Raw genomic sequence first — 24,146 nt, forward strand, 5'->3', positions numbered from 1 at the left:
ATTTATGTCCGATCAATATATATTGCGCATCGGAAACGATGGCAAACCCATCAGTTTGTTGAGTTTTGATGCGCAATCATCTTGTCAAAAACATGTCGTCACACAATGGTCCGATGTTGCACTGAAAGCAAAGCCATTGACTTTGTTGTTGCCTGGAAATTGGTTGTATCTCACAAAAACCAACATACCTTCAAAAAGTTCAGATGTACTCGAAAAGTCTATTCCATTTGCCATTGAAGAAGAACTCAGCAATGAAGTAGAAGACAATTATTTTGCTTTTCGACAAACTGCTGATGGCCAGCAAGATGTGATTGCAATTGAAAAGCCTCAGTTGAATAACATTGGAGCTGCGATCAGAGATCATCAGCTTCATGTCACAGCCATATATTCAGAATTTGACTGGTTACCAAAACCGACGAATGCCATCGTTCTGTGGTTTGAAGAAACATATGCGCTGCTCAGATTTGGTTCGGATGAGGTGATGCGGGTCTCTCATCAACAAGTCAACCAATTGATTCCAATTTTTAAAGGCGACATCAAGCACATATTAACCAATCATCCGGGTGATTTTGAATTGAATGACTTAGCAGTCGATAACAGTTTAGATGAAGTTAAATGCAAAGAACATTTACTTACTCACCACGCAATAGATTTATACTTAGAAGAAATCAAAGAAGGCAATGAGCACAAACAAACAGACTCGTGGCAAAAAGTTGTTGTACTTGGCTTGGTAGTGGTATTCAGCTGGTTAGGTATTCAGTTGTATCAAATGTCACAATTAAGCAGTCAAATTGATGGGCTCAAACAACAACAACAACAAATCTTTAGCCGCGCATTTACTGATGCAGCTCCTTCTGAACTGATTGATCCCTATGCAGCCATAAAATCACGAATGCAATTACAAAACAATCAATCGTCTGACAATCAATCCATTCTACAAGACATTGTGCAGTCTATTGGTTCGGTTGCGCAATCAATTAAATCAATTCAAGTTAATGGAATCAGATTGGTAAACCAACAAATGGAAATTCAAGTATCAGCACCTAATATAACCACGGTCAACGACTTTCATCAACAACTCCAATTATCAGCCAATGATTATAGGGTACAAATTGGTGTGAACGAATTGAGTGAGGATAATTTGTATAATTCCATAATAACAGTGGTGCCAAGATGAAACAGTGGTATACAAATTTAACCCACAGTGAACGAAGGTTAATAATTGTTGGATCTATTACAGTGATGCTGGCATTGTTTTGGACATTGATTTATTTACCCATTAATCAAAAAATTGACAGTCAAGTAGAAATCAGGAACAGGCTCAATGACCAATTAATTGAAATGCAAGGTTTAGGGCAACTGTCAGCTTCCCAGTTAAGGAATATAATATCTATCCCGCAAAACATGACTTTTTCATCCTGGGTAGATCTACAGCTGAGTCAGTTGGGTTTACAAGAGTTGGTTAACAGGACTGAACCCATAGACTCTAAAACTTTGACAGTTTGGTTAAGCAATGCGCCCTTTGACCAAGTGATAGATTGGTTACAGCGTATCCATTTGAGTCATGGAATTAAAGTAGATCAGATTGATGTGAATGTTACGGACAGGTCACTGGGTTATACAAACATAAGAATGAGGTTGGTGTCACCATGAGAAGTGCAGGTAGTCGTTTTGGAACTTTAATTAAGTGGGTTTTTGTCTTGTTGGTCATTGCGGTCATTGCATTGGCAGTCACCCCATTGAGCTTATACTACAAGCATGTAAGTTCACAGGTTAAACACATTAAACTAACGGGTATCAATGGTAGCCTTGTCAAAGGCAGTGCTGAAGAAATGAAATACATGACCATGCCATTGGGCCGTGCAGAATGGTTGTTGTATCCCAAGTCGCACAAAAGTATTGGAGGCCAACTCAAAGTAGCTAAAGACTTTTACGACCTGACATTTAATGTTAAAAAGCTAGAAAAGGATTTGTTGTGGGCGGAGTCAGTGCGTGGCTATATTGATTGGCAATTTTTTAAACAATTCCTGAATCTAAAGTATGGACAATTGACTGGTTATGCTGAATTGAATTTAAACAATATCCAGTACAATCAAAATTCAGGCCTGGCCAGATTAGATGGTGATGTGACTTTAAAAGACTTTAAACTGACTCAACCCGTACTCAAAGATTTAGGCTTGGTTAAAGTGGTTTTTGAAACGCAAACTGAAGGCATGATTGTTGGACAATTCAGCAGTGATTCTCAGGTCATTCATGTTTCAGGTGCCTTGTTTTTACACCCTCACAGGTGGCAATTGAACTTGGACATTATTCCCAAAGCAGGCAATTTTGAATTGGATGCCATTTTCAATTCAGTGGGTCAAGCTCGGCGGGGCGGCGGTCGAAAATTGAATTTAGCTGGTTTTTATTGAAGGTCTATTTTGGGTCAATATCCAAAGTCCAAAGCCGAGAATAGGTAAGGTCAATAAATGACCCATGGTCATCCAATCAAAGGCAATAAATCCACGGTTCACATCAGGTTCTCTGAAAAATTCGACCACAAAGCGGGCTGATCCATAACACAACAGGAAAGTCGCGGTAACGGTGCCTCTGGTTTTGGCAAAATGGGCCACCGTCCAAACAACAATAAAAGTCAAAAACCCTTCACCAAATGCTTCATATAAGGTGGAAGGGTGTCTGGCAAATACATTTAATTGACCTTCTTGGTACATGGTTTGCCATGCGCCTTCAGACATGTTGTTGGCTTGTAAATGAAAGGGCAGTGAATCCGGGAAAATCATTCCCCATGGTTTATCCGTTATGCGGCCCCAAAGTTCACCATTGAGAAAGTTACCAATGCGTACCGACAAAATGCCTGTTGGTACCAGTGGAGCAATAAAATCACTGATTTCATAAAATGATTTATTGCTTTTGTTTTTAAAATAGAACATGGCAATTAAGACACCCATTAATCCACCATGAAATGACATGCCGCCTTCCCAAATTCTAAAGGGTAATGTTGGGTCAGTGATCAGTGAAGTATCATTATAAAACAGAATCCAACCCAGTCTTCCACCCGCAATGATTCCAATGGCGCCATAGAATAAAAAGTCTGATAATTGTTCTTGGTTCCAAGAAGAGGGGTATTTTTTTAAGCGGTATTTACCCAAGAGAAAATAACAGGCAAAACCAATTAAATAGGTCACACCATACCAGTGAATTGAGAGCGGTCCGACGGTCCCTAGCCAGGGCAGGTCAAACGGTCCAATGGCCAGAAACACTGGGTCAAAATCAATTACTGGGTGCTGTTCAAACATGTTATTGGGTTTAATCATGGAAAGAATTTTTAAAGAGGTATTATAAGCAATTGTGAATTTATATATTGAAATTATTTAATCCCGTTGTGCCTTGATAGCTATGGGGATTTGTTGAATTTCCAGTCTCAATCCTGAGTGCCAATATGATATGATAAATGGAGGTTGTCTGACGACAAGTCTTGCACGATAATAATTATTAAAAAAGAGGAAATTTTATGAATCAAGAGTTAATCCCATTGGTTGTGGGCGGTTTAGGGCTGCTCATGGCACTGATTATTTTTATGGTGGTCAATAAAATGCCAGCCGGTGAAGGCAAGGTTAAAGAGATTGCCCAACAAATTCACGAAGGCGCCATGGTATTTATGCGTCGTGAATATACTTTGTTACTGATTTTTGTGGTGGTCATCGTCATCGGATTGTATTTAGGCTTTGGTGATTGGCACACGCCTTTTGCCTTTGTATTGGGGGCATTTTGTTCTGGTATTGCAGGGTATTTTGGCATGTTCGCGGCCACCAAAGCCAATGTAAGAACCACCGTAGCTGCCAACGAGCATGGTGCAGCCAAAGCTTTGTCTGTGGCCTTTTATGGCGGATCAATCATGGGTTTAACAGTAGCAGCCATGGGTCTACTTGGCCTGGGTGCTTTGTACATGATGTTTGGAGCAGATCCTCATACCGTTGAATCAATCCATGGATTTGGTATGGGTGCCTCAGTGGTTGCATTGTTTTCACGAGTGGGTGGTGGTATTTTTACCAAAAGTGCAGACGTTGGTGCTGACTTGGTAGGGAAGATTGAAGCTGGCATTCCAGAGGATGATCCACGCAACCCTGGTGTGATTGCCGATAATGTTGGTGACAATGTCGGTGATGTGGCCGGAATGGGCTCTGATATTTTCGAATCATATTGTGGCTCAATGATTGCCTGTATTGCGATAGCATCCACCATGTCTGTTGGTTTGTATTCTCAAATAGCTGAGCGACAACAAGATTTGATGTTTTTGCCTTTGGCGCTGTCTTCAACTGGTCTGCTGTGTTCGGTTTTAGGTATATTTTTGGTTAATATGTTTTCATCGAAAAAACCAGATGTTGCCTTGCGATTTGGCACCATGGGTGCGACTGTTCTGTTTATCATTGCGGCTTATTTCACCATTCATGCATTGGGTATTTCCACGCAAGTCTGGCAATGCGTGCTGTTGGGTGCAGTGGGTGGCATGATCATCGGTTTGGTGACAGAGTATTATACGGGTGGCAAGCCAGTCAGAGACATCGCCAAAGGTGGTGAGACCGGTCCTGCGACAGTTATGATTGCTGGTTTGGCAGTTGGTATGGAATCAGTGGTGGTTCCTGTCATTACCTTGGCAGGCATCATTTTAGGTACTTCGATTTTATTGCCAGAAGGTGCTGGGGTTTATGGTGTTGGTATTGCAGCTGTGGGTATGTTGGCCACTGTTGGTATCACCATGGCCATTGATGCCTACGGACCAGTAGCCGATAATGCGGGTGGTATAGCTGAAATGGCCAACCTTGGCGCTGAAACCAGAGCAATAACAGATGGTTTAGACGAAGTAGGTAACACCACTGCAGCCATTGGTAAAGGGTTTGCCATTGGGGCGGCTGGTTTAGCAGCATTGGCGATCATTGCGGCATTTATCCAAGTGATTTCTAATCAAGTAGACGGCTTTTCATTGGACATCGGTAATCCAAAAGTTTTAATGGGTATGTTCTTGGGTGGTATTTTCCCATTCATCGTATCAGCCATGACCATGAGAGCAGTCGGTGATGCAGCCTTTGACATGATCAAGGAAATTCGCAGACAGTTCAAAGAAATTCCAGGTTTGATGGAAGGTACCGCCAGTCCAGACAGTAAAAAATGTGTGGATATTGCAACCAAGGCTGCTTTAAGACGGATGATGGGGCCTGGTGCTTTGGCTGTGGCTGCTCCCGTTGTTGTGGGTTTTGGTTTGGGTGCTGCTGCGCTCGGAGGCATGCTTGGTGGCGCTTTGATTACCTGTGTGCTATTGGCCTTAACCATGGCGAATGCCGGTGGCGCTTGGGACAATGCTAAAAAATATGTTGAAAAGGGCAATTTAGGTGGCAAAGGCTCAGATGTTCATACGGCCGTTGTGGTTGGAGATACGGTAGGTGATCCATTCAAGGACACTTCTGGACCTGCCATGAATATATTAATCAATGTGATGGCCATTGTGTCCTTGGTTATTGCACCTTTGTTGGCAAAAATGCCCTATGGTATATTTGCTTAATACTTAATTGTATGGATAAACTAAAGCCCCGAAAGGGGCTTTTTTTATCGCTTAAAAAAAGCACATGAGTTAAAATTATTTCAGTTGGTTAAGGACATGAGTGTATGAGTTACCACATCAAGCAATACCAAAAAGGAGACGTCATTTTTCATGGTGGCGACAGTTCTGACTGTGCTTACATTATAGAAGAAGGCCAGGTCGAGATTTATGTTGAGTCCAGCGAGACCATTATAGACATCTTGAGTGAAGGGGAATTATTTGGTGAAATGGGTGTGCTTGATCAATCGCCACGATCAACTTCTGCCAAGGCATTGACAGCCTTAACACTACTGGAAGTAAAAACAGAACAAATCACCAATCGTTTGTCAGAAAGTGATCCAATCGTAAAAGCTTTGGTGGGGGTTTTACTGAAACGATTCCGAGCCATGTTACCGTCACAAAATATGTCAGCTAAAAACAGCAGTTTATTGGATCAAGTGGCATCAGTGGTGGAACAAGCGGGTTTGTCAAAATTTAAGCTTGAAAGTGAATTAAGAAGTGCCATAAACAATGGTGACATTCAAACGGTGTTTCAACCGATTCAAGACATCCAAAATAATCGAATAGCAGGATTCGAAGCGTTAAGTCGATGGACACACCCCGAACGTGGCTTCATATCACCGGTTGAATTTATTGCTTTGGCAGAAGAAACTGACTTGATCATTGAAGTGGGAGACTTGGTGTTTTCTAGGGCGATTGAGCTGTTAAGTGAATTGCCCGAACATGTTTTTATCAACATCAATGTATCTTCTAAACAACTGGATGACAATCTATTTTTAAAACGTGTGGTAGATAAAATCAATCGACATGGCATCAGTCCAAAACGACTGAAGTTGGAAATCACTGAAACCATGGTGGTCGATTTCAAATTGGCCAAAAAGTGGCTGAAAAAATGCCAGGACATTGGATTTCCGGTTTGTGCAGATGATTTTGGAACAGGTCACTCAGGAATGGAGCAGTTGGTTCAATTGAACTTTGATGTGTTGAAAGTGGACCAGTTGTTTGTCAGGAATATGTTTGAAAACGACAGGTACTTAACTGTATTAGAGTCAGTGGCCAAAATGGCAAAAAGATTACATACCCAATTGGTGGCTGAAGGCGTTGAATATGATCAGGAATTGAAAGTCTTACAAGAATTGGGTTTTGATTATGGTCAAGGGTATTTGTTTGGTAAGCCCATGTCGGTCAGTGATGTTCTTCATCTGAAGTTTTAATCTACGTATTATTAATAAAAGAACTTCTCATTTCATTTTTTATTGCTTACAATAATAGTGTGGGTAAGAAGTCGCTACTGTTTTGGGATATGGTCAAAGTCCTTGTAGCGACCATGGATGATGTTGTTTCAAACAACATCGTCTTTGTTGGCCGAGTTTTAAGACTCGGCCAACCTTTTAGATTCAACCATTTCCTTATGTAAACTGAAACTGAACGATTATTTTTTATTCAGATTCTATTCATTCAAAACTGCCTAAAATTCCATCATACCATCCAAATTGGAGCACATGATGAAAAAAACATTAATGACAGCATTGATTATGACTTTACCCGTTGTGGCATCTGCCTCACGCTATAACAATCAAATTAATTTTGGCAAGGTGATACAAGTTGATCCTATATATCAAAATGTCACTATTCCAGAGGATCGAAAGGTTTGTGACAACAGAAGGGTTAATCACAAGCAAAGAAGCAACCATACGGGTAAAACCATATTAGGCGGAATCATAGGCGGAGCCATAGGTAATAAATTTGGTAGGGGACATGGCAGAGATGCCTCGACAGCCTTGGGTGTTTTGATTGGAGCCAGTATTGGTGCCAATAAAGCAGATCATCACCGCAGCCAAAGTCGTACATGTTACATCGAAACCATTTATCACAATGAAGAGCAGATGGTTGGTTATGATGTGACTTATGAATACAATGGTGAATTGTATCAAACACAGATGCAAAATCATCCAGGTGATCGTGTGAAATTACGCGTTAATATAGACGTGGTAGATTGAAACGGGCTTAATCCAATAGTTAAAAAGGTGCTCAATGCACCTTTTTTTTGTTTATTGATTGGTAAATAGGCTTGGGGCAATGAATAAATTGATCGATATCAACATATACACTTTATTTTTTAAAAACCACTTATTTGTCACTGAGGGCGTTGTAAAATACCCTTGATGGCTCAGGAAAATAACTGTAGCGATGATTGATTAATTTCATGGCCCTGTCAATGGCCGATAAGGGTGCTGCTGACTTGAAATTAAAACTATATTAAGAAAATCACATGACAAAAATTAAAAAAACAGAAAATATGAATGCTGAAGAAGCCAAATCATTATTGGTTAAATACACAGATCATCGTTATGTGATGAAGCAAAAAAAGAACATCAAAGGCGCCGATTTAATGAAACTCTCCCACTTGGCTGGTGAGTACCCGTATGATAAAAAAATTGAATTGATCGATTATGAGACTGAAAAACATTTGCTACAAACAGAACTCTTAAAGGTTCAAAGCTGGGTTAAAGAAACGGGCCAAAGGATTGTTTGCTTGTTTGAAGGCAGGGATGCTGCAGGTAAAGGTGGGACGATTAAAAGGTATATGGAACACTTAAATCCCAGGGCGGCCCATGTTGTGGCATTGGAAAAGCCAACCGAAAGGGAGCGAGGACAATGGTACTTTCAGCGATACATATCCCAATTACCAACCAAAGGAGAAATGGTATTCTTTGACCGCTCTTGGTATAACCGAGCGGGTGTTGAACGGGTGATGGGATTTTGTGAAGAAGGGGAGTATTTAGAGTTTATGCGTCAAGTTTTTCCATTTGAACAAATGTTAGTCAATTCAGGTATTATCTTGTTTAAGTTCTGGTTTTCAGTCACCAGACAGGAGCAACTTAGGCGGTTTCACAGCCGCAAAAATGATCCATTGAAGCATTGGAAGTTGAGTCCAGTGGATGTGGAATCATTGGATAAGTGGGATGATTACACCAAAGCCAAAAAAGACATGTTTTTTCATACCGATAATCCGTTGACACCATGGACCGTGATTAAGTCTGATGACAAGAAGCGGGCCAGAATAAATTGTATGAGGTATTTTTTGAACCAATTGGATTACACCGGAAAAAATGAATCGATTGTTTCTCATTATGATGAAAACATCGTTGGATCAGTAAACAAAATGTATCCTTATGCGGCATTGAAGGTGGCCAGTAATGACTGATTTAATAGAGGCACAAAAGGCTGTTCAGCGTTGTGAGCAAATTTTAGATCAGGTTGAAAAGCGAGCGGCCGACATAGAATCGTTGTTCGATAAAATTGAACAAAAAATTGAAATGGTTGAAAAGAAATCTGCAACCATGAGTCATGCAGAAGGACAGGAAATTAAGCAAGAATTGATGAAAGCAGCCAAAAAAGCAGCCAAAAAAGCCGCTCGAAAAAGTATTGCGATTGCACAAGCCAGAGAAAATATGGGCATGGATCAATCTGAATGATTTTCTGTGCTTGTAAACTTTTTGGTTAAAAAAAACCTCGGCTGTGAAGCTTCTATCAGCCGAGGTTTGTTCGTTACAGTAATTCAGTGGCAGTCTTCACAATTTGTTCTGTTGTGAATCCAAAATGTTCAAACAACACATTACCTGGCGCTGATTCTCCAAAAGTATTTTGAGAAATAACCTTGCCTTCCAAGCCAACGTATTTATACCAATAATCTCCATGAGCGGCCTCTACCGCAATCCGCTTGGTGCATGAGGCTGGTAAAACAGATTGTTTATAAGCATCTGTTTGTTGATCAAATGTTTCAGCACAGGGCATTGAAACCAATCGAACTTGATGACCTTGTTCATTCAGTATTTTGGTGGCCTCTGCAGCAATACCAACTTCAGACCCTGTCGCAATGACAATGATTTCAGGATGTTTTTCACAATCAATCAATACATATCCGCCATGGTAAATTTTTTGTATCTGATCAGCGCTTCGTTCCTGGTGTTGGACTTTTTGTCTGGTGAATAACAAGCACGATGGACCATCTGTTTTTTCTACAGCGCATTGCCATGCAATCACCGATTCAACGGCATCACAAGGACGCCAGACATTCATGTTGGGTATCATCCTTAAAGTAGGTGTTTGTTCCACGGGTTGGTGAGTGGGTCCATCCTCTCCCACACCAATCGAATCATGTGTATAGACAAATATATTTCTTATTTTCATCAATGCTGCCATGCGAAGGGCATTACGTGCGTATTCTGAAAACATCAAAAATGTCGCACTGTATGGAATGAAACCACCGTGTAAGGCCATGCCGTTGGTGATGGCGCTCATGGCAAATTCACGCACACCATAGGACATGTAGTTACCGCTAAAATCCCCATCATTGATTGATTTTGAACCCGACCAAAAAGTATTGTTGGAAGGTGTTAAGTCGGCTGAACCACCAAAAAACTCAGGCAACAATGGCCCCAATCCTTCTAAAGATAATTTCGAGGCTTGACGTGTGGCCATTTGCGGCGCATCACTGGCTGTTTGTTTGATGTATTTTTGGACTTGTTGTTGCCAGTTATCAGGCAATTGTCCTTTCATGCGTCTGGTCAATTCAGCTGCCAATTCAGGATGAGCTGATGAGTATGCTGCAAATTTATCATTCCACTGTGCTTCTTTGTCTGCACCCGATTGAGTGGCATCCCATGCTGCATATACTTCTTCGGGAATCTCAAACGGTGCATAGGGCCAGTCCAATGCTTGGCGAGTGGCTTTGATTTCTTCAGCACCCAAAGGAGCACCGTGGCAATCATGTGAGCCGGCTTTGTTTGGAGCGCCGTCACCAATGTTTGTTTTGGCACAAATCAGCGTGGGTTTATCTGAGTTGGCTTGAGCCTCTGCAATGGCTGCTTTAACTGCTTGGCTGTCATGTCCATTGACATTTTCGACAACATGCCAACCATAGGCCTTGAACCTTTGTGGCGTGTTATCAGTAAACCAGCCACCCACTTCTCCATCAATTGAGATGTTGTTGTCATCATAAATAGCAATCAATTTACCTAGTTTTAAGGTTCCTGCCAATGAACAGGCTTCATGTGAAATGCCTTCCATCAGGCAGCCGTCGCCTAAGAAAACATAGGTGTGGTGATCGATGACATCATGTCCGGTTTGATTGAACTGTGTGGCCAATAATTTTTCGGATAAAGCCATGCCAACTGCATTGGCTATTCCTTGTCCCAAAGGACCTGTTGTGGTTTCAATACCAGGTGTGTAACCGTATTCAGGATGTCCAGGTGTTTTAGAATGAAGTTGTCTGAATTTTTTTAAATCGTCAATAGCTAAATCATAGCCAGATAGGTGTAATGCAGAATATGGCAACATAGAACCATGACCATTGGACATCACAAAGCGATCTCGATTAAACCACTGTGGGTTTTTGGGGTTGTGTTGTAAAAAATCATTGAACAGCACTTCTGCGATGTCTGCCATTCCCATTGGTGCCCCTGGGTGTCCTGAATTGGCTTCTTGAACAGCGTCCATTGCGAGGAATCGTATGGCATTGGCCAGTTTTTTTCTATCTGTCATGGTATAAATCGTCGTGGTTGGTTTTGAATGGCCAAATGGCATCCTTACGGGGATTGTATTTTATGGATTATTACCGCTTTAAACAATGAATAATGATGTTTTTCCTGAAAGTCGGTATAGATTGTTATTGAATATATTGAATAAAATTAATCTTTAGTGTGAATGCTCTATAATATTGTTGATAATGAACAAGGTAAAATAAATTCGAGGAAATTATGGCTAAGAAAAAAACTTTAAAAAAATCTGCTACTACTGAAAATAAACCAGCTAAATTGGCTGAAACATTAGTGGGTTCTGCCAATGAAATTTGGTTGGCCGGTTTGGGTGCATTTGCCAAAGCGCAATCTGAAGGCAAAAAAATATATGACAAGTTAATTGATGAAGGTAAAGATTTTGAAAAGTTATTTAAATCAGTGCCTCAAAAAGCCGTTAAAGATGTCAAGTCTACTGTCAGTTCAACAGTCAGTACCGCTAAAAAGCGAGCGACTGAAAGCTGGGATAAATTAGAAGATGTGTTTGAGAAAAGGGTTGAAAAATCTTTAAAAAGCTTAGGCGTTCCTACCAGTAATGAGTTAGGCGATTTGATTAAACGCATTGACAGCTTAACCAAAGAAGTCTCAAAGTTGGCTAAAGACTCTGGTAACACTGCAAGCAAAGAAGTTAAAAAAGCAGCCACTACTGCAAAGAAAACAGCTAAAAAAGTAACCAAGAAAACAGCTTCGACAGCCAAAGCCGTTAAGAAAAAAGTCACCAAAAAAGCAACAGCCACGAAAAAGAAAGTGACTAAAAAATAAGTTTTGAATGACTGATGTTTGTTTAAAAAAACCACCGAAAGGTGGTTTTTTTTGGTAAATTAAGTGGCTGCTCTGATGCTGCGTTCTAAAGCATCCAAAGAATGATTCAATTCTTCCGACCAATGCGATGCATTGATTTTCTGGTTGATAAAACAACGGATTGATCGATCTTGTTGTTTTAAATTAGTTTGGTTGATGTACAAACCATGTCTGGCTAACACGGGCTCCAATTCATTCACCTGTTGTTGAATGTGTTTTCTGGTTGATTGATAAGCGTACTCGCACAATTGGTCTCTTTTTGAGTAACTGAATAAATTCGAATTGAATAAGGTCTCGTCATTGGCGTCCGGTTCAGCCAGAATGATGTCAGCTTTGGGGTAAAGGCTTTCGTATTTATCTAATCCTGATTTCAATCGAGATTGTACGATTGACCTGAAAGTTTGTGACAGTACCAAAGGCAGGCCGCCATCGGTCAACCCTTTTTCATTGATGTTTAATGTGCGTTCGAATGGCACTATGGGGTTAACGGCAAATAACAATTGGGTGTCTTGTTTTAAGGCCGCTGATGCATTCATCGTTCGTCGCAAAGCACCGTCAACATAGTATTTCCCATCAATATTAACGGGAGAATATAAGCCCGGCAATGCCGAAGAGGCTTGTACGGCTTTAGATATTGGGACTTGGTTGTTGCTGTCATTGCTGAATCCAGCGATTTTTCCACTGTTTAACTCACAAGCTACGATGTAAAGTTGTTTTTTTAATTGTCTGAAATCATTGCTTTGACCGTGTTCATTGATGATGGTTTTAAGAAAATTTTCAAGCTTTTCATTATTGAATACACCAGCAGGCAGCGCCGTGCCGGCCATTTCCAACAGGTCTACCACGCTGGTTTTCAGGGGGTTTTTAATCCATTTCAGTAGTGTTTTGGTTAACAGCCCAGGCGTTCGGGCCAAGTTTTGTACATAGTCTTTGTATGCAGGCTGCAGAAAATGATCTGGATTGAAGGGTGTTTCAGTTCTTTTACTGAAAGCAAATATCTTTGACATTTTTTGCAAATTTATGCCATTGGCCAGCCCAGCAGCAATGAAGGCACCTGCGCTGACGCCAACATAGACATCAAGCTCGGTCATTTCTAAAGGTTCTATGCAATCCTGAATGGCACACAGGGCGCCTAATTCATAGAAGCCTCCCAGTGGGCCGCCGCCAGCCAGCGCCAGACCAAATTTTTGATTGCTTTTTGTCGGTGTTTTTGCGGGTTTTATAGTAATCATGTCGGTATTATATCTATAAAGAACCATTTGGCTATCATTCGAATGCGCTATCTGACTCATCTGACTGGCTAAAATAAATGCAGGGCAATGAACATATTAATTCAAAAGTTAATTATGTGAATTATTGTCATGTATTTTTGTGTTATATTTATATTTGATAATGATGCAGGTAAAGGATTTTGCTGGTGTCAATCTAGATGAGTTTGAATTTGAGGGAGTTGTAAATGATTAAAGTTTTGTTGGTTGATGATCATGATATTGTCAGAATAGGGATCAGGATGGTGATAGAGAAGATGCCAGGAATTAAAATTGTTGGCGAATCTAACGACGGTTATCAGGCGATTGAGCAGGTCCAATCGCTTAAGCCCGATGTGGTACTGATGGATGTTAACATGCCAAGAATGAGTGGATTGGAAGCCACCAGAAAAATCACAGAGATGGATAAATATGTTCGAATCATCATATTAACCATTCATGCCGAGAACCCATACCCCAAACAAATGCTTGATGCAGGTGCCAATGGTTACTTGACCAAGGGTTGTGCCGCATTGGAATTAGAAGAAGCGATTAAAAAAGTATACGGTGGGCAAAAATATGTTGGGGCTGACATAGCTCAGCAAATGGCATTGTCAATGCTTCCTGGTGGTAAAAAAGATTCGCCTTTTGATATTTTAACCGGCAGAGAATTGGAAGTGATGATGTTGTTGGTTCGTGGTAAAAAAGCCAAAGAAATTGGTGTGATACTTGGATTGAATGACAAAACCGTTGCAACATATAAGTACCGCATATTAGAGAAGCTTGAGCTGCAGAATGAAGTTAAGTTAACTCACATGGCGATCAGGCATGGCATCTTAGAAGCAGATGAGATTGGCGTATTAAATTAATTATAATTTAAACCAGGATTAAACAGTGGATATGCTTGAAGTGTGAAAGAACTACCACTGCGCTTGTTATTCTATATATTATGGTATAAAGTCGCCGCTGAATAAGCACAAGCCGGCATAAAAACACTGCAGACAGGCCCATTCATCATACGGATACAGATTAATTCAATCAATTGGCTTAATATTTCACAAAAAACCCAAAATATAGCTGTTATCTGCAAGTGTTTTCCTATAAAATTGCCCGTCTTTTTTAGTGCCCTGAGTTTTTAGAGGAAAATTATGGTTAAAGTTAAGCTAGTTAGGCATGGCGCCAAGCGTTCGCCTTTCTATAAGGTAGTTGCTACGGATTCACGTTATGCAGGTGATGGTAAAGCATTAGAACGTTTAGGTTTTTTCAACCCAATGGCCAGAGGTCAAGAAGTTAAGTTGAATTTAAACGTAGAAAGAATTAATCATTGGGTTGGTCAAGGTGCACAGGTGTCTGAGCGCGTTGGTAGCTTAATGAAACAAGTACAAAAATCAGCTTAAAAGCTGTGGCTGAAGATCTGATCACAGTTGGTAAGATCACCGGTCATTATGGCGTTAAGGGATGGTTGAAAGTGTTTTCTTACACCCAACCCATGGAAAATATCGCCAACTATGCACATTGGTATGTGGGTGGTGAGTTGATCAAAGGAATCAAAGCAAAAAAACATGGTAAAACCATGGTTGCCTATTTCAAAGGAATGGACAATCGTGAATGTTCTCAAAAATACATTGGTTTGGAAGTTGAAATTTCAGCGAAAGAACTTGGCCAGTTGCCAGAGAATGAATATTACTGGATGCAATTGATTGGTCTTGAGGTCAGTGACCTTGATGGCCGAGTGCTGGGCGTGTTGGATTCAATGTTTGAAACTGGTGCCAATGATGTCATTGTCTTAAAGGATGCGGAAGGAACGGAGCATTTGATACCTTATATCTTAGGTGGCACAGTGATACAGGTTGATTTGGTGAACAATACCATGACGGTGGATTGGCAAATTGAAGGTGATTAAGTGGAGATTAATGTCATCACTTTGTTTCCAGACATGGTCAAACAGACACTCAGTTATGGTGTCATAGGCAAAGCCATTGAACAAGGTCTTTTGGTGTTGAATTGTTTTAACCCCAGAGATTTTGCGGACAACAAACATCGTCGAGTTGATGACAAGCCATTTGGTGGTGGTGCAGGTATGGTCATGATGTACGATCCATTGATTAAAACCTTGGACCACATCAAAAGACTTGGCAGTAACTTGGGGCAAGTGATATTTTTATCACCTCAGGGTGAGAAAATGCTTCAGTCACATTGTAATGAATGGGCTAAGCAAGAAAACATAACATTGATATGTGGACGATATGAAGGAGTGGACCAACGCTTCATTGAAGAGCACGTAGATTTAGAAATATCTATTGGTGACTATGTCATCAGTGGTGGGGAAATGGCCGCATGTGTGGCTATTGATGCTTTGGGGCGCCAAATTGAAGGTGTTCTGGGGTCAGAAGAGTCAGCAGCATCTGATTCTTTTATGAACGGAAGGTTGGGTTACCCCCAATACACCCGTTCGGATTTATTGGGACAATCGGGCGTCCCTTCGGTTTTGTTAAGCGGTCATCATGAAGACATTAGAAAATGGCGTGATGATCAATCACTAAAACTAACAAAAATGAGAAGGCCCGAGTTATTGGAAGGCACCTCTGAGAGCTGATACGCTACTTATGTACCCAGAAAGAAATGAATGATTAAAGAGAAATAAATCATGAGTGACATTATTAAACAAATAGAAACTGCACAATTACGCAGTGATTTACCAGACTTCAACCCAGGCGACACTGTTGTTGTTGGTGTGAAAGTTATCGACGGTACCAGAGAGCGAGTTCAAAACTACGAAGGTGTGGTTATTGCGATTAAAAATCGTGGATTGAATTCAGCATTTACAGTAAGAAAAATTTCATACGGTGAAGGCGTAGAACGTGTGTTTCAAACACACAGCCCGATGATTGACAACGTTGTTGTTAAACGCCGTGGTAAAGTTCGAAGAGCCAAATTGTACTACTTACGTGGTAGAGAAGGTAAGGCTGCTCGTATTACTGAGAAACTGGATATTAAGAAGTAATCACTGAATAGAGAGAAGAATTATGTCAAGAGTTTGCCAGGTTACTGGAAAGAAAACAGTGTTTGGAAATAATGTTTCACACGCTATGAACAAAACCCGCAGAAGATTTCTGCCTAACCTTCAACACCATAAATTTTGGGTTGAAACAGAGAACAAATGGGTTCGTTTAAGAGTCTCAGCCAAAGGCATGAGAATCATTGATAAAAAAGGCATCGATGCTGTATTGGCTGAAATGCGTCATCGCGGCGAGAAGGTGTAATCATGAGTGCAAGAGATAAAATAAAATTGGTTTCAAGTGCCGGTACAGGTCACTACTACACAACCGATAAAAACAAAAAAAACACACCTGACAAAATGGAAATCAAAAAATACGATCCCGTTGTCAGAAAACATGTGATTTATAACGAAAAGAAAATCAAGTAAGTCTTGGTTTAAATGTGCTGTGGTTGTTGATTCGTTTGAACAGCCACAGAAAATGTCAATCAACATCACAATTCTCAACTGGGTGCTTATATAAGTTGTTGGGATTGGTGTTGGTTTTGAAACAACCCTAAATAAAGGAAAACTATAATGGCAAAAATTACTGTCAAACAGCTGCTGGAAGCTGGTGCACACTTCGGGCACAATACCAGATACTGGAATCCTAAAATGGCCCCTTATATCTTTGGTGCCAGAAACAAAATTCACATCATTGACTTGCGTAAAACTGAAGAAATGATGAATGATGCCATGAACTTCATGGGCAAAATCGCATCAAGACGCGGCAAAGTGATGTTTGTTGGTACCAAAAGAGCTGCCAGCAAAGCCGTTAAAGAAGAAGCTGTTAGATGTGGCATGCCTTTTGTTTCACATCGTTGGTTGGGTGGAATGCTGACCAATTTTAAAACTGTTAGGGCTTCTATCAATCGATTGAAAGACATCGAAGCAATGCAACAAGATGGTCGCATCGAACGTTTCGTTAAGAAAGAGCAGTTAGAAATGGAACGTGAAAGAACCAAGTTAGAAAAGACTTTGGGCGGAATCAAAGACATGAAAGGTTTGCCTGATGCTTTGTTTATTCTAGACACACGTTATGAAGCGATTGCCATCAATGAAGCGAAAAAATTAGGTATCCCTGTGGTAGCTGTGGTTGATACCAATAATAATTTTAATCATGTTGATTACGTTATTCCTGCAAATGATGATGCCATGAAAGCCATCAGATTGTATGCAGGTGCAGCAGCTGATTCTATTTTAGAAGGTAAAGCGGCCATGCAAATTAACGTTAAAGAAGAAAAGCCTGCTGAAGCAAAACCTGCGAAAACAGAAAAAGTTGCTGAAGAAAAAGTGGTTAAGAAAGAAGTGGCAGCTGCACCTGTTGCAGATAAGGTTGAAAAAACTGCAGAAGCAATCAAGGAAGAAGTGGTTGCTGAAGTGAAAGAAACCAAAGCTGCACCGAAAAAAGCAAAAGCTGAAACCAAAGAAGTTAAAGCCGAAGCCAAAACCACAAAGAAAGTAACCAAGAAAAAAACAACCAAGAAAAAAACCACTAAAAAGAAAGTGGTAAAAAAAGCTGAAGAGTAAATCTTCACTTAGATGTAATAAACCAAAAGTCTGGTCCTTGAAAAAGGGCCGGGCTATTTTCACATATTGAACGAGGAAAAATTATGAGCATTACAGCTTCAATGGTTAAAGAGTTACGTGAAATCACCGGTGCCGGTATGATGGAATGTAAAAAAGCATTGGTGGAAACCGATGGTAATTTAGAAGTGGCAATTGAAAACTTAAGAAAATCAGGTGCTGCCAAAGCGGCTAAAAAATCTGGTCGAGTTGCTGCAGATGGAATCATCAAAATAGCAACATCAAGTGATAACCAAACTGCAGTTTTGGTTGAAGTCAATTGTGAAACTGATTTTGTGGCTAAAGATGAAAACTTCTTGGCATTCACTGATCAAGTGTTAGCGGCAGCTTTGAACGCCAAGGCCAATGACGTAGAAACCGTAATGTCTGCTGAAGTCGATGGCAAATCTTTAGAGCTTATCAGAACAGATTTAGTGGCTAAAATTGGTGAAAACATTCAAGTAAGACGTGTCCAGTTGGTTGAAGCCAAAGAAGGTGGCATGGTCGGTTCATATGCCCATGGTAAAAACATCGGTGTTGTGGTTTCTATCACGGGTGGTGATGATGAATTGGTTAAAGATTTGGCCATGCATGTTGCAGCTGCCAATCCTGAATATGTTTCAGAGGAACAAGTACCTGCTGCTCAATTAGAGAAAGAAAAAGAAATTTTAATTGCTCAAGCACAAGATTCTGGTAAGCCAGCTGAAATCATTGAAAAAATGGTGGGTGGTAGAATCAGAAAATATTTGGCTGAAATTACCTTAAAAGGCCAGCAATTTGTTAAAGACCCAGACACCAGTGTAGAAAAATTACTGAGTGCCAAAAACGCAAATGTGGTAGAATTTGTGCGTTTTGAAGTTGGTGAAGGTATCGAGAAGAAAGTCGATAACTTTGTTGAGGAAGTAATGGCGCAAGCACGTGGTAACTGATTCGATTAAATACAAAAGAATACTGCTGAAACTCAGCGGTGAAGCATTGATGGGTTCTGAGGATTATGGAATTGATCCTCAGGTCATCAATCGAATCTCAAAAGAAATTGCCCAAGTTCATCAGTTGGGTATCGAAATTGGTATCGTCATAGGCGGTGGAAATATTTTCCGTGGGGCCGGTTTAAGTAAGTCAGGGATAGATCGAGTAACCGGTGATCACATGGGCATGTTGGCCACTGTGATGAATTCTTTGGCTTTGCAAAATGCACTGGAAAAACAAGGTGTAAAAGTCAGGGTCATGTCTGCCATTGGTATCCATGAGGTCTGTGAAGATTACATCAGACGCCGAGCCATCAGACATTTGCAAAAAGGAAACATCACTGTTTTTGCTGCCGGCATCGGTAATCCGTTTTTTACCACTGATTCAGCAGCCAGTCTACGGGCCATTGAAATCAATGCCGACATTGTGCTTAAGGCCACTAAAGTGGACGGTATTTATTCAGCCGATCCAGTGAAAGATCCTACAGCCTTTAAGTATGAGCATTTGACCTATGATGAAGTCATTGAGAAAAAATTAGCTGTGATGGATACTTCTGCTGTTGTGCTTTGTCGTGACAGGAAAATGCCGATTCGAATATTCAATATGAATACCGATGGTGCTTTGATGCAAATTGTAAAAGGCAGTAACATTGGCACGATTGTTACCGCTTAGCCAGAAAGAGGAAAAAGATGATAGAAGAAATTATTAATGAAGCCAGTCAAAGAATGGGTAAAACCTTAGAGGCTTTACATAATGAATTAAAGGGTGTGAGAACAGGCCGTGCAAACGCCAGTTTACTCGACGGCATTATGGTCGATTACTATGGTTCATCATCGGCATTGAATCAAGTGGCTAATGTGGCAGTTCAAGACTCAAGGACTTTGACAGTCACTCCTTGGGAAAAAACCATGATAGAACCCATTGAAAAAGCCATCATGTCTTCAAACCTTGGACTGAACCCCGTCAGTGCGGGCATAGTCATTCGTATACCTTTGCCACCATTGACTGAAGAACGTCGAAAAGATTTGGTCAGATTGGTAGGTCAAATTGCTGAAAACAGCAAAATTGCATTGCGTAACATCAGACGTGATGCCAATACCCATCTTAAGAACTTGTTGAATGAAAAAGAAATCACAGAAGATGATTTACGTGGTTCTGAAAAACGAGTTCAAGATGTTATCGACAAATATGTTAAGCAAGTGGATGATGTGATTGCAGACAAGGAAAAAGAGTTGATGGAAATCTAATTCTGAAATTACAGGTATAAATCAACCCAATGAATTTAAAGCACATCGCCATAATCATGGATGGAAACGGGCGATGGGCTACCCATCGTAAACGTCCAAGGACATTTGGACATCAAGCTGGTGTTAAATCAGTTCGTGCAGTGATTGAAGCCTGTGTAAAAATGGGTGTTCCCAACTTGACCCTGTTTGCATTCAGTAGTGAAAATTGGTCCAGACCTGAAAAAGAAGTTCAGCGCTTGATGGAATTGTTCATGCGTTCATTGAAAAAAGAAACGCCTGAATTACTGGAACAAGGCGTGCAGCAAAATTTTATTGGAGACCTTTCTCGGTTTTCCGATAAATTACAGGCTAAGATGCAAGAAGTTAGCCAGTTAAAACCCAGCACCACTCAATTAAACTTAAATATCGCTGTTAACTACGGTGGTAAGTGGGATATATTGAATGCCGCAAAATCCATGACTCAAAAAGTGTGTAGTGGCGAGCTTGATGTCAATGCCATTGATGAAAATCAATTCAACGCATACCTGTCGTTAGGCAATGCCCCTGCTGTTGATGTTTTAATCAGGACTGGTGGAGAGCACCGCATCTCAAATTTTTTATTGTGGCAAATCGCTTATGCTGAAATATTTTTTACTGATACATTGTGGCCGGATTTTGGAGCCAAACAGTTAGAACAAGTGATTTGTGAGTTCAACCAAAGAGAACGCCGGTTTGGGAAAACCAGTGAACAAATCAATGCTTAAGCAAAGAATTATAACGGCTTTATTATTAGGCCCCCTTTTATTGGCCATAGTCATTTATGGCAACCTGTATTGGTTTTTATTATTGGTTGGCGTCATTCAAACCGCAGCAACCTTTGAATGGTTGAAAATCAATAAAATTAAAGCACCTCTGGCATTAATCAATGGCATTGTCATTACCGTATTGACCTTGTTTTTGTGGCATCAGTTGACCTTGGATGTAAAAGCTTGGTTTTGGCTCTACGTCGTTATTTGGGTATTGGCTTTGTTGTGGTTGCTTAAACACCAATGGGGTTATCAAAATACGACGATTCAATTATTAATCAAAGGTGTTTTGGGTGCTCTGGCTATTCTGCTTTTCTCGCTCAGTATGATTCAATTGTTTAATTTGGAGCAAGGGAATTGGTGGACATTGTCGTTGTTTCTATTGATATGGGTAGCTGACATTGGTGCGTACATCAGTGGTAAAACCTTTGGCAAGCATAAATTAGCGGTTAATATCAGCCCAGGTAAAACTTGGGAAGGTGTGATTGGAGCACAAATTTTGGTGGCTGTGTATGCTATTGTTGTTAGCCAGTTTTTAGCCATTGAATGGACCCATGCCGTTATGATTATGGTTCCGATTGCCTTGTTCTCAGTGGTGGGTGATTTGGCAGCCAGTTTAGGTAAAAGGCAGGCCAAAATTAAAGACAGTTCGAACCTCTTACCGGGGCATGGTGGCTTCATCGACCGTTTTGACAGTTTGATTGCAGCAGCTCCGCTGTATTTCATTTTGCTTAACTATTTATGAAACAAGTTTCTGTATTGGGTGCCACAGGGTCAATTGGTGATTCAACCTTGGCCGTTATTCGCAAACACCTTGATCAATTTAAAATCCACAGCTTGTCCGCTCACACCAATGTTAAAAAAATAGTTAAGCTGACACTAGAATTCCTTCCTGAATATGTTGTGATCACGGATGAAGTTGCCTATGTCAGTGTCAAGTCTGAATTAGAAAATTGCCAAACCAAAGTCGTCTATGGCACAGCTTGTTTAGATCAACTGGTGTCTGAATCGGTTGTTGATTTGGTGGTGGCTGGCATTGTCGGAAATGCCGGGATGCCTTCTGTTTTGGCTGCCGTTGCTGCTGGTAAAACACTGTTATTAGCCAATAAAGAAGCCATTGTATCTGCAGGCCATTTGGTGATGTCATTGGCAGCTAAATCTGGTGCTAAAATCATACCATTGGATTCAGAGCACAATGCCATATATCAATGTTTGGGTCAACAATACCAAGTGGGTGTCAGACCCGCGGATGTTAACAGCATTACATTAACGGCTTCTGGCGGTCCATTTTGGCAAAAACCAGAAAATGAATTTTTACACATCACACCAGAACAAGCGGTGGCTCATCCCAAGTGGGATATGGGCGCCAAAATATCAGTCGATTCTGCAACTTTAATGAACAAAGGATTAGAAATCATTGAAGCCCATTGGTTATTTAACATGCCTAACAATGACATCAATGTATTGGTTCATCCACAAAGCATTATCCATTCTATGGTGAACTTTATCGATGGGTCGGTACTTGCTCAAATGGGCAATCCAGACATGCAAATTCCTATTTCATATGGATTGGGTGTAGACAAACGTTTGAAAAATGACGCCAATTTTTTGAATTTATTGGAAATTGGCTCTTTGACATTTGTTGCCGCTGATTGTCAAAAGTTTAAATGCTTACAATTGGCCAGAGATGCCATTTCACTTGGCGGTATTGCACCTGCTATATTGAATGCGGCCAACGAAGTGACTGTGGATGCGTTTTTGAATCGCAGAATTGGTTTCAACCAAATCGCAGAATACAATGATAGAATGTTGAATCAAATTGACATCGAAGCCGTTGAGTCCATGGAACAATTGTTACAATTGGATCAACAAGTAAGAACTCAAACAAACACACTCATTAAACAAAAAACAAATCATCAATCATGACGACATTCCTAGGCAGCATATTTTGGTTAATCATTACATTGGGTGTTTTGGTTACTTTTCATGAGTTGGGTCATTTTTGGATGGCTCGATTATTCAAAGTTAAAGTACTGCGGTTTTGTGTCGGTTTTGGAAAACCCATATGGTCAAGGTTTGATAAGCAAGGTACTGAAATTGCCATAGCACCAATTCCCTTGGGTGGTTACGTTAAATTATTGGATACCAGAGATTGTGAAGTGCATCCAGATGACTTGGAGGCTACTTATAACCAGAAACCCATCTGGCAAAAGTTTTTAATCATGTTTGCCGGACCCGCATTCAATTTTATATTGGCATTTGCCTTATATTGGCTGATGTTTGTGGTTGGTAAAAATGAAATCAGACCGACGATTTCAGATCCAACCAAATTAATGCAAAGTGCAGGGTTCCAAAATAAGGACCAAATAAAAAATATTGATGGTGAGGAAATCAGGACTTGGTCAGATGTATCATTACACCTAATCACATCAGGCATTGATCGCAAAGATATCGTGGTTGAAGTATCAACCGCATCCAATACCCGGATAAACAGAACTTTGGCTCTGTCACAAATACCAGCCAGTGTGGCTGAGGAAGAATTGATAGATTACATTGGATTACAGGCTTATCGTGTGCCCATGCCTGCAATCATGGGGGAATTGGATGAATCCATGCCGGCAGCCAAAGCTGGATTGATGACCAAAGACCTGATCACAAAAATAAATGACCAAGCAGTGAAGGATTGGTACCAGGTGACTGAAATAATTGCTGCCATCAAGAGCGGACCCATCAAGCTTGATGTGGTAAGAAATCAACAAAATATAACAATCGAAGTGCCAGGTTTAATCCCTGATCCGAATGACGACAGTCGCATGGTATTGGGTATCACAGCACAATTGCCTGCAGAGAATGAAATTGAATACTACAGAAGTCTGTTCTTTTCATTGTCCTATGGGCCCTTGGAATCCATTCCTCAAGCTTTTCATCAAATCAATAAAATCACCAGTAAATCACTGGAAATGATGTGGAAATTGGTTTCAGGCAAGGCTTCATTAAAAAACTTATCTGGACCCATTACCATTGCTCAAGTTGCCAATGATTCAGCCTCAAGGGGATTTTCTTGGTACTTGTCTTTTTTGGCTTTGGTAAGTCTCAGTTTGGGCATTATTAACTTACTTCCAGTGCCGATGTTGGATGGTGGGCAAATGTTGTTTTTAATGTTTGAAAAAATAAAAGGTTCGCCGCTAAGTCAACAATTTGAGTTAAGAGCCCAATTTATTGGGATGTTTCTTTTAATTTCTTTGATGTCTTTAGCTTTTTATAACGACATTTTAAGGTCAGTGTCTTAAAATACAGAAAAAACAATAATCAATAATAT

26 protein-coding genes and 1 pseudogene are annotated in these 24,146 nt (G+C 40.5%); 24 read left to right on the forward strand and 3 right to left on the reverse strand.

Going from position 1 to position 24,146, the window contains the following annotated elements; translation table 11 throughout:
* Nucleotides 1-4 precede the first annotated feature (4 nt).
* Genes gspL through gspN form a run of 3 tightly spaced genes read left to right on the forward strand, consistent with a single transcriptional unit; the run spans nucleotide 5 to nucleotide 2,411 of the window.
* The gene (gspL, locus tag CCS90_RS12260) at nucleotides 5-1,177 is read left to right on the forward strand and encodes a type II secretion system protein GspL (RefSeq protein WP_099019862.1); all 1,173 of its coding nucleotides are present in this window, start codon (nucleotides 5-7) and stop codon (nucleotides 1,175-1,177) included.
* Entirely contained in the window at nucleotides 1,174-1,653 is a 480-nt protein-coding gene (locus tag CCS90_RS12265) for a type II secretion system protein M (RefSeq protein ID WP_099019863.1), read from the forward strand. Before gspL ends, CCS90_RS12265 begins: the two co-directional genes overlap by 4 nt.
* Entirely contained in the window at nucleotides 1,650-2,411 is a 762-nt protein-coding gene (gene gspN, locus CCS90_RS12270; protein ID WP_099019864.1) for a type II secretion system protein N, read from the forward strand. The genes CCS90_RS12265 and gspN overlap by 4 nt, the downstream gene beginning before the upstream one ends.
* Here gspN and lgt read toward each other — a convergent pair.
* Entirely contained in the window at nucleotides 2,394-3,314 is a 921-nt protein-coding gene (gene lgt / locus CCS90_RS12275) for a prolipoprotein diacylglyceryl transferase (RefSeq protein ID WP_246027029.1), read from the reverse strand. The genes gspN and lgt overlap by 18 nt on opposite strands.
* Nucleotides 3,315-3,511: 197 nt before the next feature.
* Here lgt and CCS90_RS12280 point away from each other — a divergent pair, with 197 nt between their 5' ends.
* The 5 genes from CCS90_RS12280 (at nucleotide 3,512) to CCS90_RS12300 (ending at nucleotide 9,075) form a co-directional block, all read left to right on the forward strand.
* Entirely contained in the window at nucleotides 3,512-5,557 is a 2,046-nt protein-coding gene (locus CCS90_RS12280; RefSeq protein WP_099019865.1) for a sodium-translocating pyrophosphatase, read from the forward strand.
* A 104-nt stretch (nucleotides 5,558-5,661) separates the two neighbouring features.
* Nucleotides 5,662-6,810 (forward strand): EAL domain-containing protein, encoded by a 1,149-nt coding sequence (locus CCS90_RS12285; protein ID WP_099019866.1) that lies wholly within the window; start codon nucleotides 5,662-5,664, stop codon nucleotides 6,808-6,810.
* Between the two features lie 291 nt (nucleotides 6,811-7,101).
* Nucleotides 7,102-7,596 carry a glycine zipper 2TM domain-containing protein gene (locus CCS90_RS12290; RefSeq protein ID WP_162846865.1) on the forward strand — a complete coding sequence of 165 codons (495 nt, stop codon included), beginning with the start codon at nucleotides 7,102-7,104 and terminating at the stop codon, nucleotides 7,594-7,596.
* Between the two features lie 272 nt (nucleotides 7,597-7,868).
* Entirely contained in the window at nucleotides 7,869-8,804 is a 936-nt protein-coding gene (gene ppk2, locus CCS90_RS12295) for a polyphosphate kinase 2 (RefSeq protein ID WP_099019868.1), read from the forward strand.
* Nucleotides 8,797-9,075, forward strand: coding sequence for a hypothetical protein (locus CCS90_RS12300; RefSeq protein ID WP_099019869.1), 279 nt, complete (start codon nucleotides 8,797-8,799; stop codon nucleotides 9,073-9,075). Before ppk2 ends, CCS90_RS12300 begins: the two co-directional genes overlap by 8 nt.
* A 73-nt stretch (nucleotides 9,076-9,148) precedes the next feature.
* Here CCS90_RS12300 and tkt read toward each other — a convergent pair whose 3' ends face one another.
* A complete protein-coding gene (gene tkt / locus CCS90_RS12305) occupies nucleotides 9,149-11,143 on the reverse strand; it encodes a transketolase (RefSeq protein WP_099019939.1) in 1,995 nt (664 codons plus the stop codon).
* A 215-nt stretch (nucleotides 11,144-11,358) separates the two neighbouring features.
* Between tkt and CCS90_RS12310 the strand changes: the two genes are divergently transcribed.
* Nucleotides 11,359-11,937 carry a phasin family protein gene (locus CCS90_RS12310; protein ID WP_099019870.1) on the forward strand — a complete coding sequence of 193 codons (579 nt, stop codon included), beginning with the start codon at nucleotides 11,359-11,361 and terminating at the stop codon, nucleotides 11,935-11,937.
* A gap of 59 nt (nucleotides 11,938-11,996) precedes the next feature.
* On the opposite strand, the gene CCS90_RS12315 is transcribed toward CCS90_RS12310, so the two are convergent.
* Nucleotides 11,997-13,208, reverse strand: coding sequence for a patatin-like phospholipase family protein (locus tag CCS90_RS12315; RefSeq protein ID WP_162846864.1), 1,212 nt, complete (start codon nucleotides 13,206-13,208; stop codon nucleotides 11,997-11,999).
* A 224-nt stretch (nucleotides 13,209-13,432) separates the two neighbouring features.
* Here CCS90_RS12315 and CCS90_RS12320 point away from each other — a divergent pair, with 224 nt between their 5' ends.
* The 15 genes and pseudogenes from CCS90_RS12320 to rseP all read left to right on the forward strand — a co-directional run bounded on the left by CCS90_RS12320 (nucleotide 13,433) and on the right by rseP (nucleotide 24,117).
* Nucleotides 13,433-14,092 (forward strand): response regulator, encoded by a 660-nt coding sequence (locus tag CCS90_RS12320; RefSeq protein ID WP_099019872.1) that lies wholly within the window; start codon nucleotides 13,433-13,435, stop codon nucleotides 14,090-14,092.
* 279 nt (nucleotides 14,093-14,371) lie between these two features.
* Nucleotides 14,372-14,620, forward strand: coding sequence for a 30S ribosomal protein S16 (gene rpsP, locus CCS90_RS12325; RefSeq protein WP_099019873.1), 249 nt, complete (start codon nucleotides 14,372-14,374; stop codon nucleotides 14,618-14,620).
* Between the two features lie 5 nt (nucleotides 14,621-14,625).
* The gene (gene rimM, locus CCS90_RS12330; RefSeq protein WP_162846863.1) at nucleotides 14,626-15,126 is read left to right on the forward strand and encodes a ribosome maturation factor RimM; all 501 of its coding nucleotides are present in this window, start codon (nucleotides 14,626-14,628) and stop codon (nucleotides 15,124-15,126) included.
* Complete coding sequence (gene trmD, locus CCS90_RS12335; RefSeq protein WP_099019875.1) at nucleotides 15,127-15,819, forward strand: tRNA (guanosine(37)-N1)-methyltransferase TrmD; 693 nt, start codon at nucleotides 15,127-15,129, stop codon at nucleotides 15,817-15,819. It begins immediately after the preceding gene.
* 51 nt (nucleotides 15,820-15,870) lie between these two features.
* Complete coding sequence (rplS, locus tag CCS90_RS12340; RefSeq protein WP_099019876.1) at nucleotides 15,871-16,227, forward strand: 50S ribosomal protein L19; 357 nt, start codon at nucleotides 15,871-15,873, stop codon at nucleotides 16,225-16,227.
* Between the two features lie 22 nt (nucleotides 16,228-16,249).
* Nucleotides 16,250-16,486, forward strand: coding sequence for a 50S ribosomal protein L28 (gene rpmB / locus CCS90_RS12345; protein WP_099019877.1), 237 nt, complete (start codon nucleotides 16,250-16,252; stop codon nucleotides 16,484-16,486).
* A 2-nt stretch (nucleotides 16,487-16,488) separates the two neighbouring features.
* A complete protein-coding gene (gene rpmG / locus CCS90_RS12350) occupies nucleotides 16,489-16,650 on the forward strand; it encodes a 50S ribosomal protein L33 (RefSeq protein ID WP_099019878.1) in 162 nt (53 codons plus the stop codon).
* A 147-nt stretch (nucleotides 16,651-16,797) separates the two neighbouring features.
* Nucleotides 16,798-17,577: pseudogene (gene rpsB, locus CCS90_RS12355) on the forward strand (30S ribosomal protein S2); the annotation flags it as partial.
* Between the two features lie 296 nt (nucleotides 17,578-17,873).
* Nucleotides 17,874-18,755, forward strand: a complete 882-nt coding sequence (gene tsf / locus CCS90_RS12360; RefSeq protein WP_099019880.1) for a translation elongation factor Ts — start codon at nucleotides 17,874-17,876, stop codon at nucleotides 18,753-18,755.
* Entirely contained in the window at nucleotides 18,745-19,467 is a 723-nt protein-coding gene (gene pyrH / locus CCS90_RS12365; protein WP_099019881.1) for a UMP kinase, read from the forward strand. Before tsf ends, pyrH begins: the two co-directional genes overlap by 11 nt.
* Before the next feature lie 17 nt (nucleotides 19,468-19,484).
* Nucleotides 19,485-20,042, forward strand: coding sequence for a ribosome recycling factor (gene frr / locus CCS90_RS12370; RefSeq protein ID WP_099019882.1), 558 nt, complete (start codon nucleotides 19,485-19,487; stop codon nucleotides 20,040-20,042).
* 29 nt (nucleotides 20,043-20,071) lie between these two features.
* Nucleotides 20,072-20,785, forward strand: coding sequence for a polyprenyl diphosphate synthase (gene uppS, locus CCS90_RS12375; protein WP_099019883.1), 714 nt, complete (start codon nucleotides 20,072-20,074; stop codon nucleotides 20,783-20,785).
* Complete coding sequence (locus CCS90_RS12380; protein WP_143751559.1) at nucleotides 20,766-21,572, forward strand: phosphatidate cytidylyltransferase; 807 nt, start codon at nucleotides 20,766-20,768, stop codon at nucleotides 21,570-21,572. The genes uppS and CCS90_RS12380 overlap by 20 nt, the downstream gene beginning before the upstream one ends.
* The gene (gene dxr / locus CCS90_RS12385; RefSeq protein WP_099019885.1) at nucleotides 21,569-22,753 is read left to right on the forward strand and encodes a 1-deoxy-D-xylulose-5-phosphate reductoisomerase; all 1,185 of its coding nucleotides are present in this window, start codon (nucleotides 21,569-21,571) and stop codon (nucleotides 22,751-22,753) included. Before CCS90_RS12380 ends, dxr begins: the two co-directional genes overlap by 4 nt.
* Entirely contained in the window at nucleotides 22,750-24,117 is a 1,368-nt protein-coding gene (gene rseP, locus CCS90_RS12390) for an RIP metalloprotease RseP (protein ID WP_099019886.1), read from the forward strand. The genes dxr and rseP overlap by 4 nt, the downstream gene beginning before the upstream one ends.
* The last annotated feature ends 29 nt before the right edge of the window (nucleotides 24,118-24,146 follow it).

The sequence above is a fragment of the Marinicella litoralis genome, from assembly GCF_002591915.1.
GTDB lineage: Bacteria > Pseudomonadota > Gammaproteobacteria > Xanthomonadales > Marinicellaceae > Marinicella > Marinicella litoralis.

Excerpts from the sequence above, each read along its gene's own strand:
- gspL (WP_099019862.1), top strand. The coding sequence starts at position 5 with ATGTCCGATCAATATATATTGCGCATCGGAAACGATGGCAAACCCATC.
- CCS90_RS12265 (WP_099019863.1), top strand. The coding sequence starts at position 1,174 with ATGAAACAGTGGTATACAAATTTAACCCACAGTGAACGAAGGTTAATA.
- gspN (WP_099019864.1), top strand. The coding sequence starts at position 1,650 with ATGAGAAGTGCAGGTAGTCGTTTTGGAACTTTAATTAAGTGGGTTTTT.
- lgt (WP_246027029.1), bottom strand. The coding sequence starts at position 3,314 with ATGATTAAACCCAATAACATGTTTGAACAGCACCCAGTAATTGATTTT.
- CCS90_RS12280 (WP_099019865.1), top strand. The coding sequence starts at position 3,512 with ATGAATCAAGAGTTAATCCCATTGGTTGTGGGCGGTTTAGGGCTGCTC.
- CCS90_RS12285 (WP_099019866.1), top strand. The coding sequence starts at position 5,662 with ATGAGTTACCACATCAAGCAATACCAAAAAGGAGACGTCATTTTTCAT.
- CCS90_RS12290 (WP_162846865.1), top strand. The coding sequence starts at position 7,102 with ATGAAAAAAACATTAATGACAGCATTGATTATGACTTTACCCGTTGTG.
- ppk2 (WP_099019868.1), top strand. The coding sequence starts at position 7,869 with ATGACAAAAATTAAAAAAACAGAAAATATGAATGCTGAAGAAGCCAAA.
- CCS90_RS12300 (WP_099019869.1), top strand. The coding sequence starts at position 8,797 with ATGACTGATTTAATAGAGGCACAAAAGGCTGTTCAGCGTTGTGAGCAA.
- tkt (WP_099019939.1), bottom strand. The coding sequence starts at position 11,143 with ATGACAGATAGAAAAAAACTGGCCAATGCCATACGATTCCTCGCAATG.
- CCS90_RS12310 (WP_099019870.1), top strand. The coding sequence starts at position 11,359 with ATGGCTAAGAAAAAAACTTTAAAAAAATCTGCTACTACTGAAAATAAA.
- CCS90_RS12315 (WP_162846864.1), bottom strand. The coding sequence starts at position 13,208 with ATGATTACTATAAAACCCGCAAAAACACCGACAAAAAGCAATCAAAAA.
- CCS90_RS12320 (WP_099019872.1), top strand. The coding sequence starts at position 13,433 with ATGATTAAAGTTTTGTTGGTTGATGATCATGATATTGTCAGAATAGGG.
- rpsP (WP_099019873.1), top strand. The coding sequence starts at position 14,372 with ATGGTTAAAGTTAAGCTAGTTAGGCATGGCGCCAAGCGTTCGCCTTTC.
- rplS (WP_099019876.1), top strand. The coding sequence starts at position 15,871 with ATGAGTGACATTATTAAACAAATAGAAACTGCACAATTACGCAGTGAT.
- rpmB (WP_099019877.1), top strand. The coding sequence starts at position 16,250 with ATGTCAAGAGTTTGCCAGGTTACTGGAAAGAAAACAGTGTTTGGAAAT.
- rpmG (WP_099019878.1), top strand. The coding sequence starts at position 16,489 with ATGAGTGCAAGAGATAAAATAAAATTGGTTTCAAGTGCCGGTACAGGT.
- tsf (WP_099019880.1), top strand. The coding sequence starts at position 17,874 with ATGAGCATTACAGCTTCAATGGTTAAAGAGTTACGTGAAATCACCGGT.
- frr (WP_099019882.1), top strand. The coding sequence starts at position 19,485 with ATGATAGAAGAAATTATTAATGAAGCCAGTCAAAGAATGGGTAAAACC.
- uppS (WP_099019883.1), top strand. The coding sequence starts at position 20,072 with ATGAATTTAAAGCACATCGCCATAATCATGGATGGAAACGGGCGATGG.
- dxr (WP_099019885.1), top strand. The coding sequence starts at position 21,569 with ATGAAACAAGTTTCTGTATTGGGTGCCACAGGGTCAATTGGTGATTCA.
- rseP (WP_099019886.1), top strand. The coding sequence starts at position 22,750 with ATGACGACATTCCTAGGCAGCATATTTTGGTTAATCATTACATTGGGT.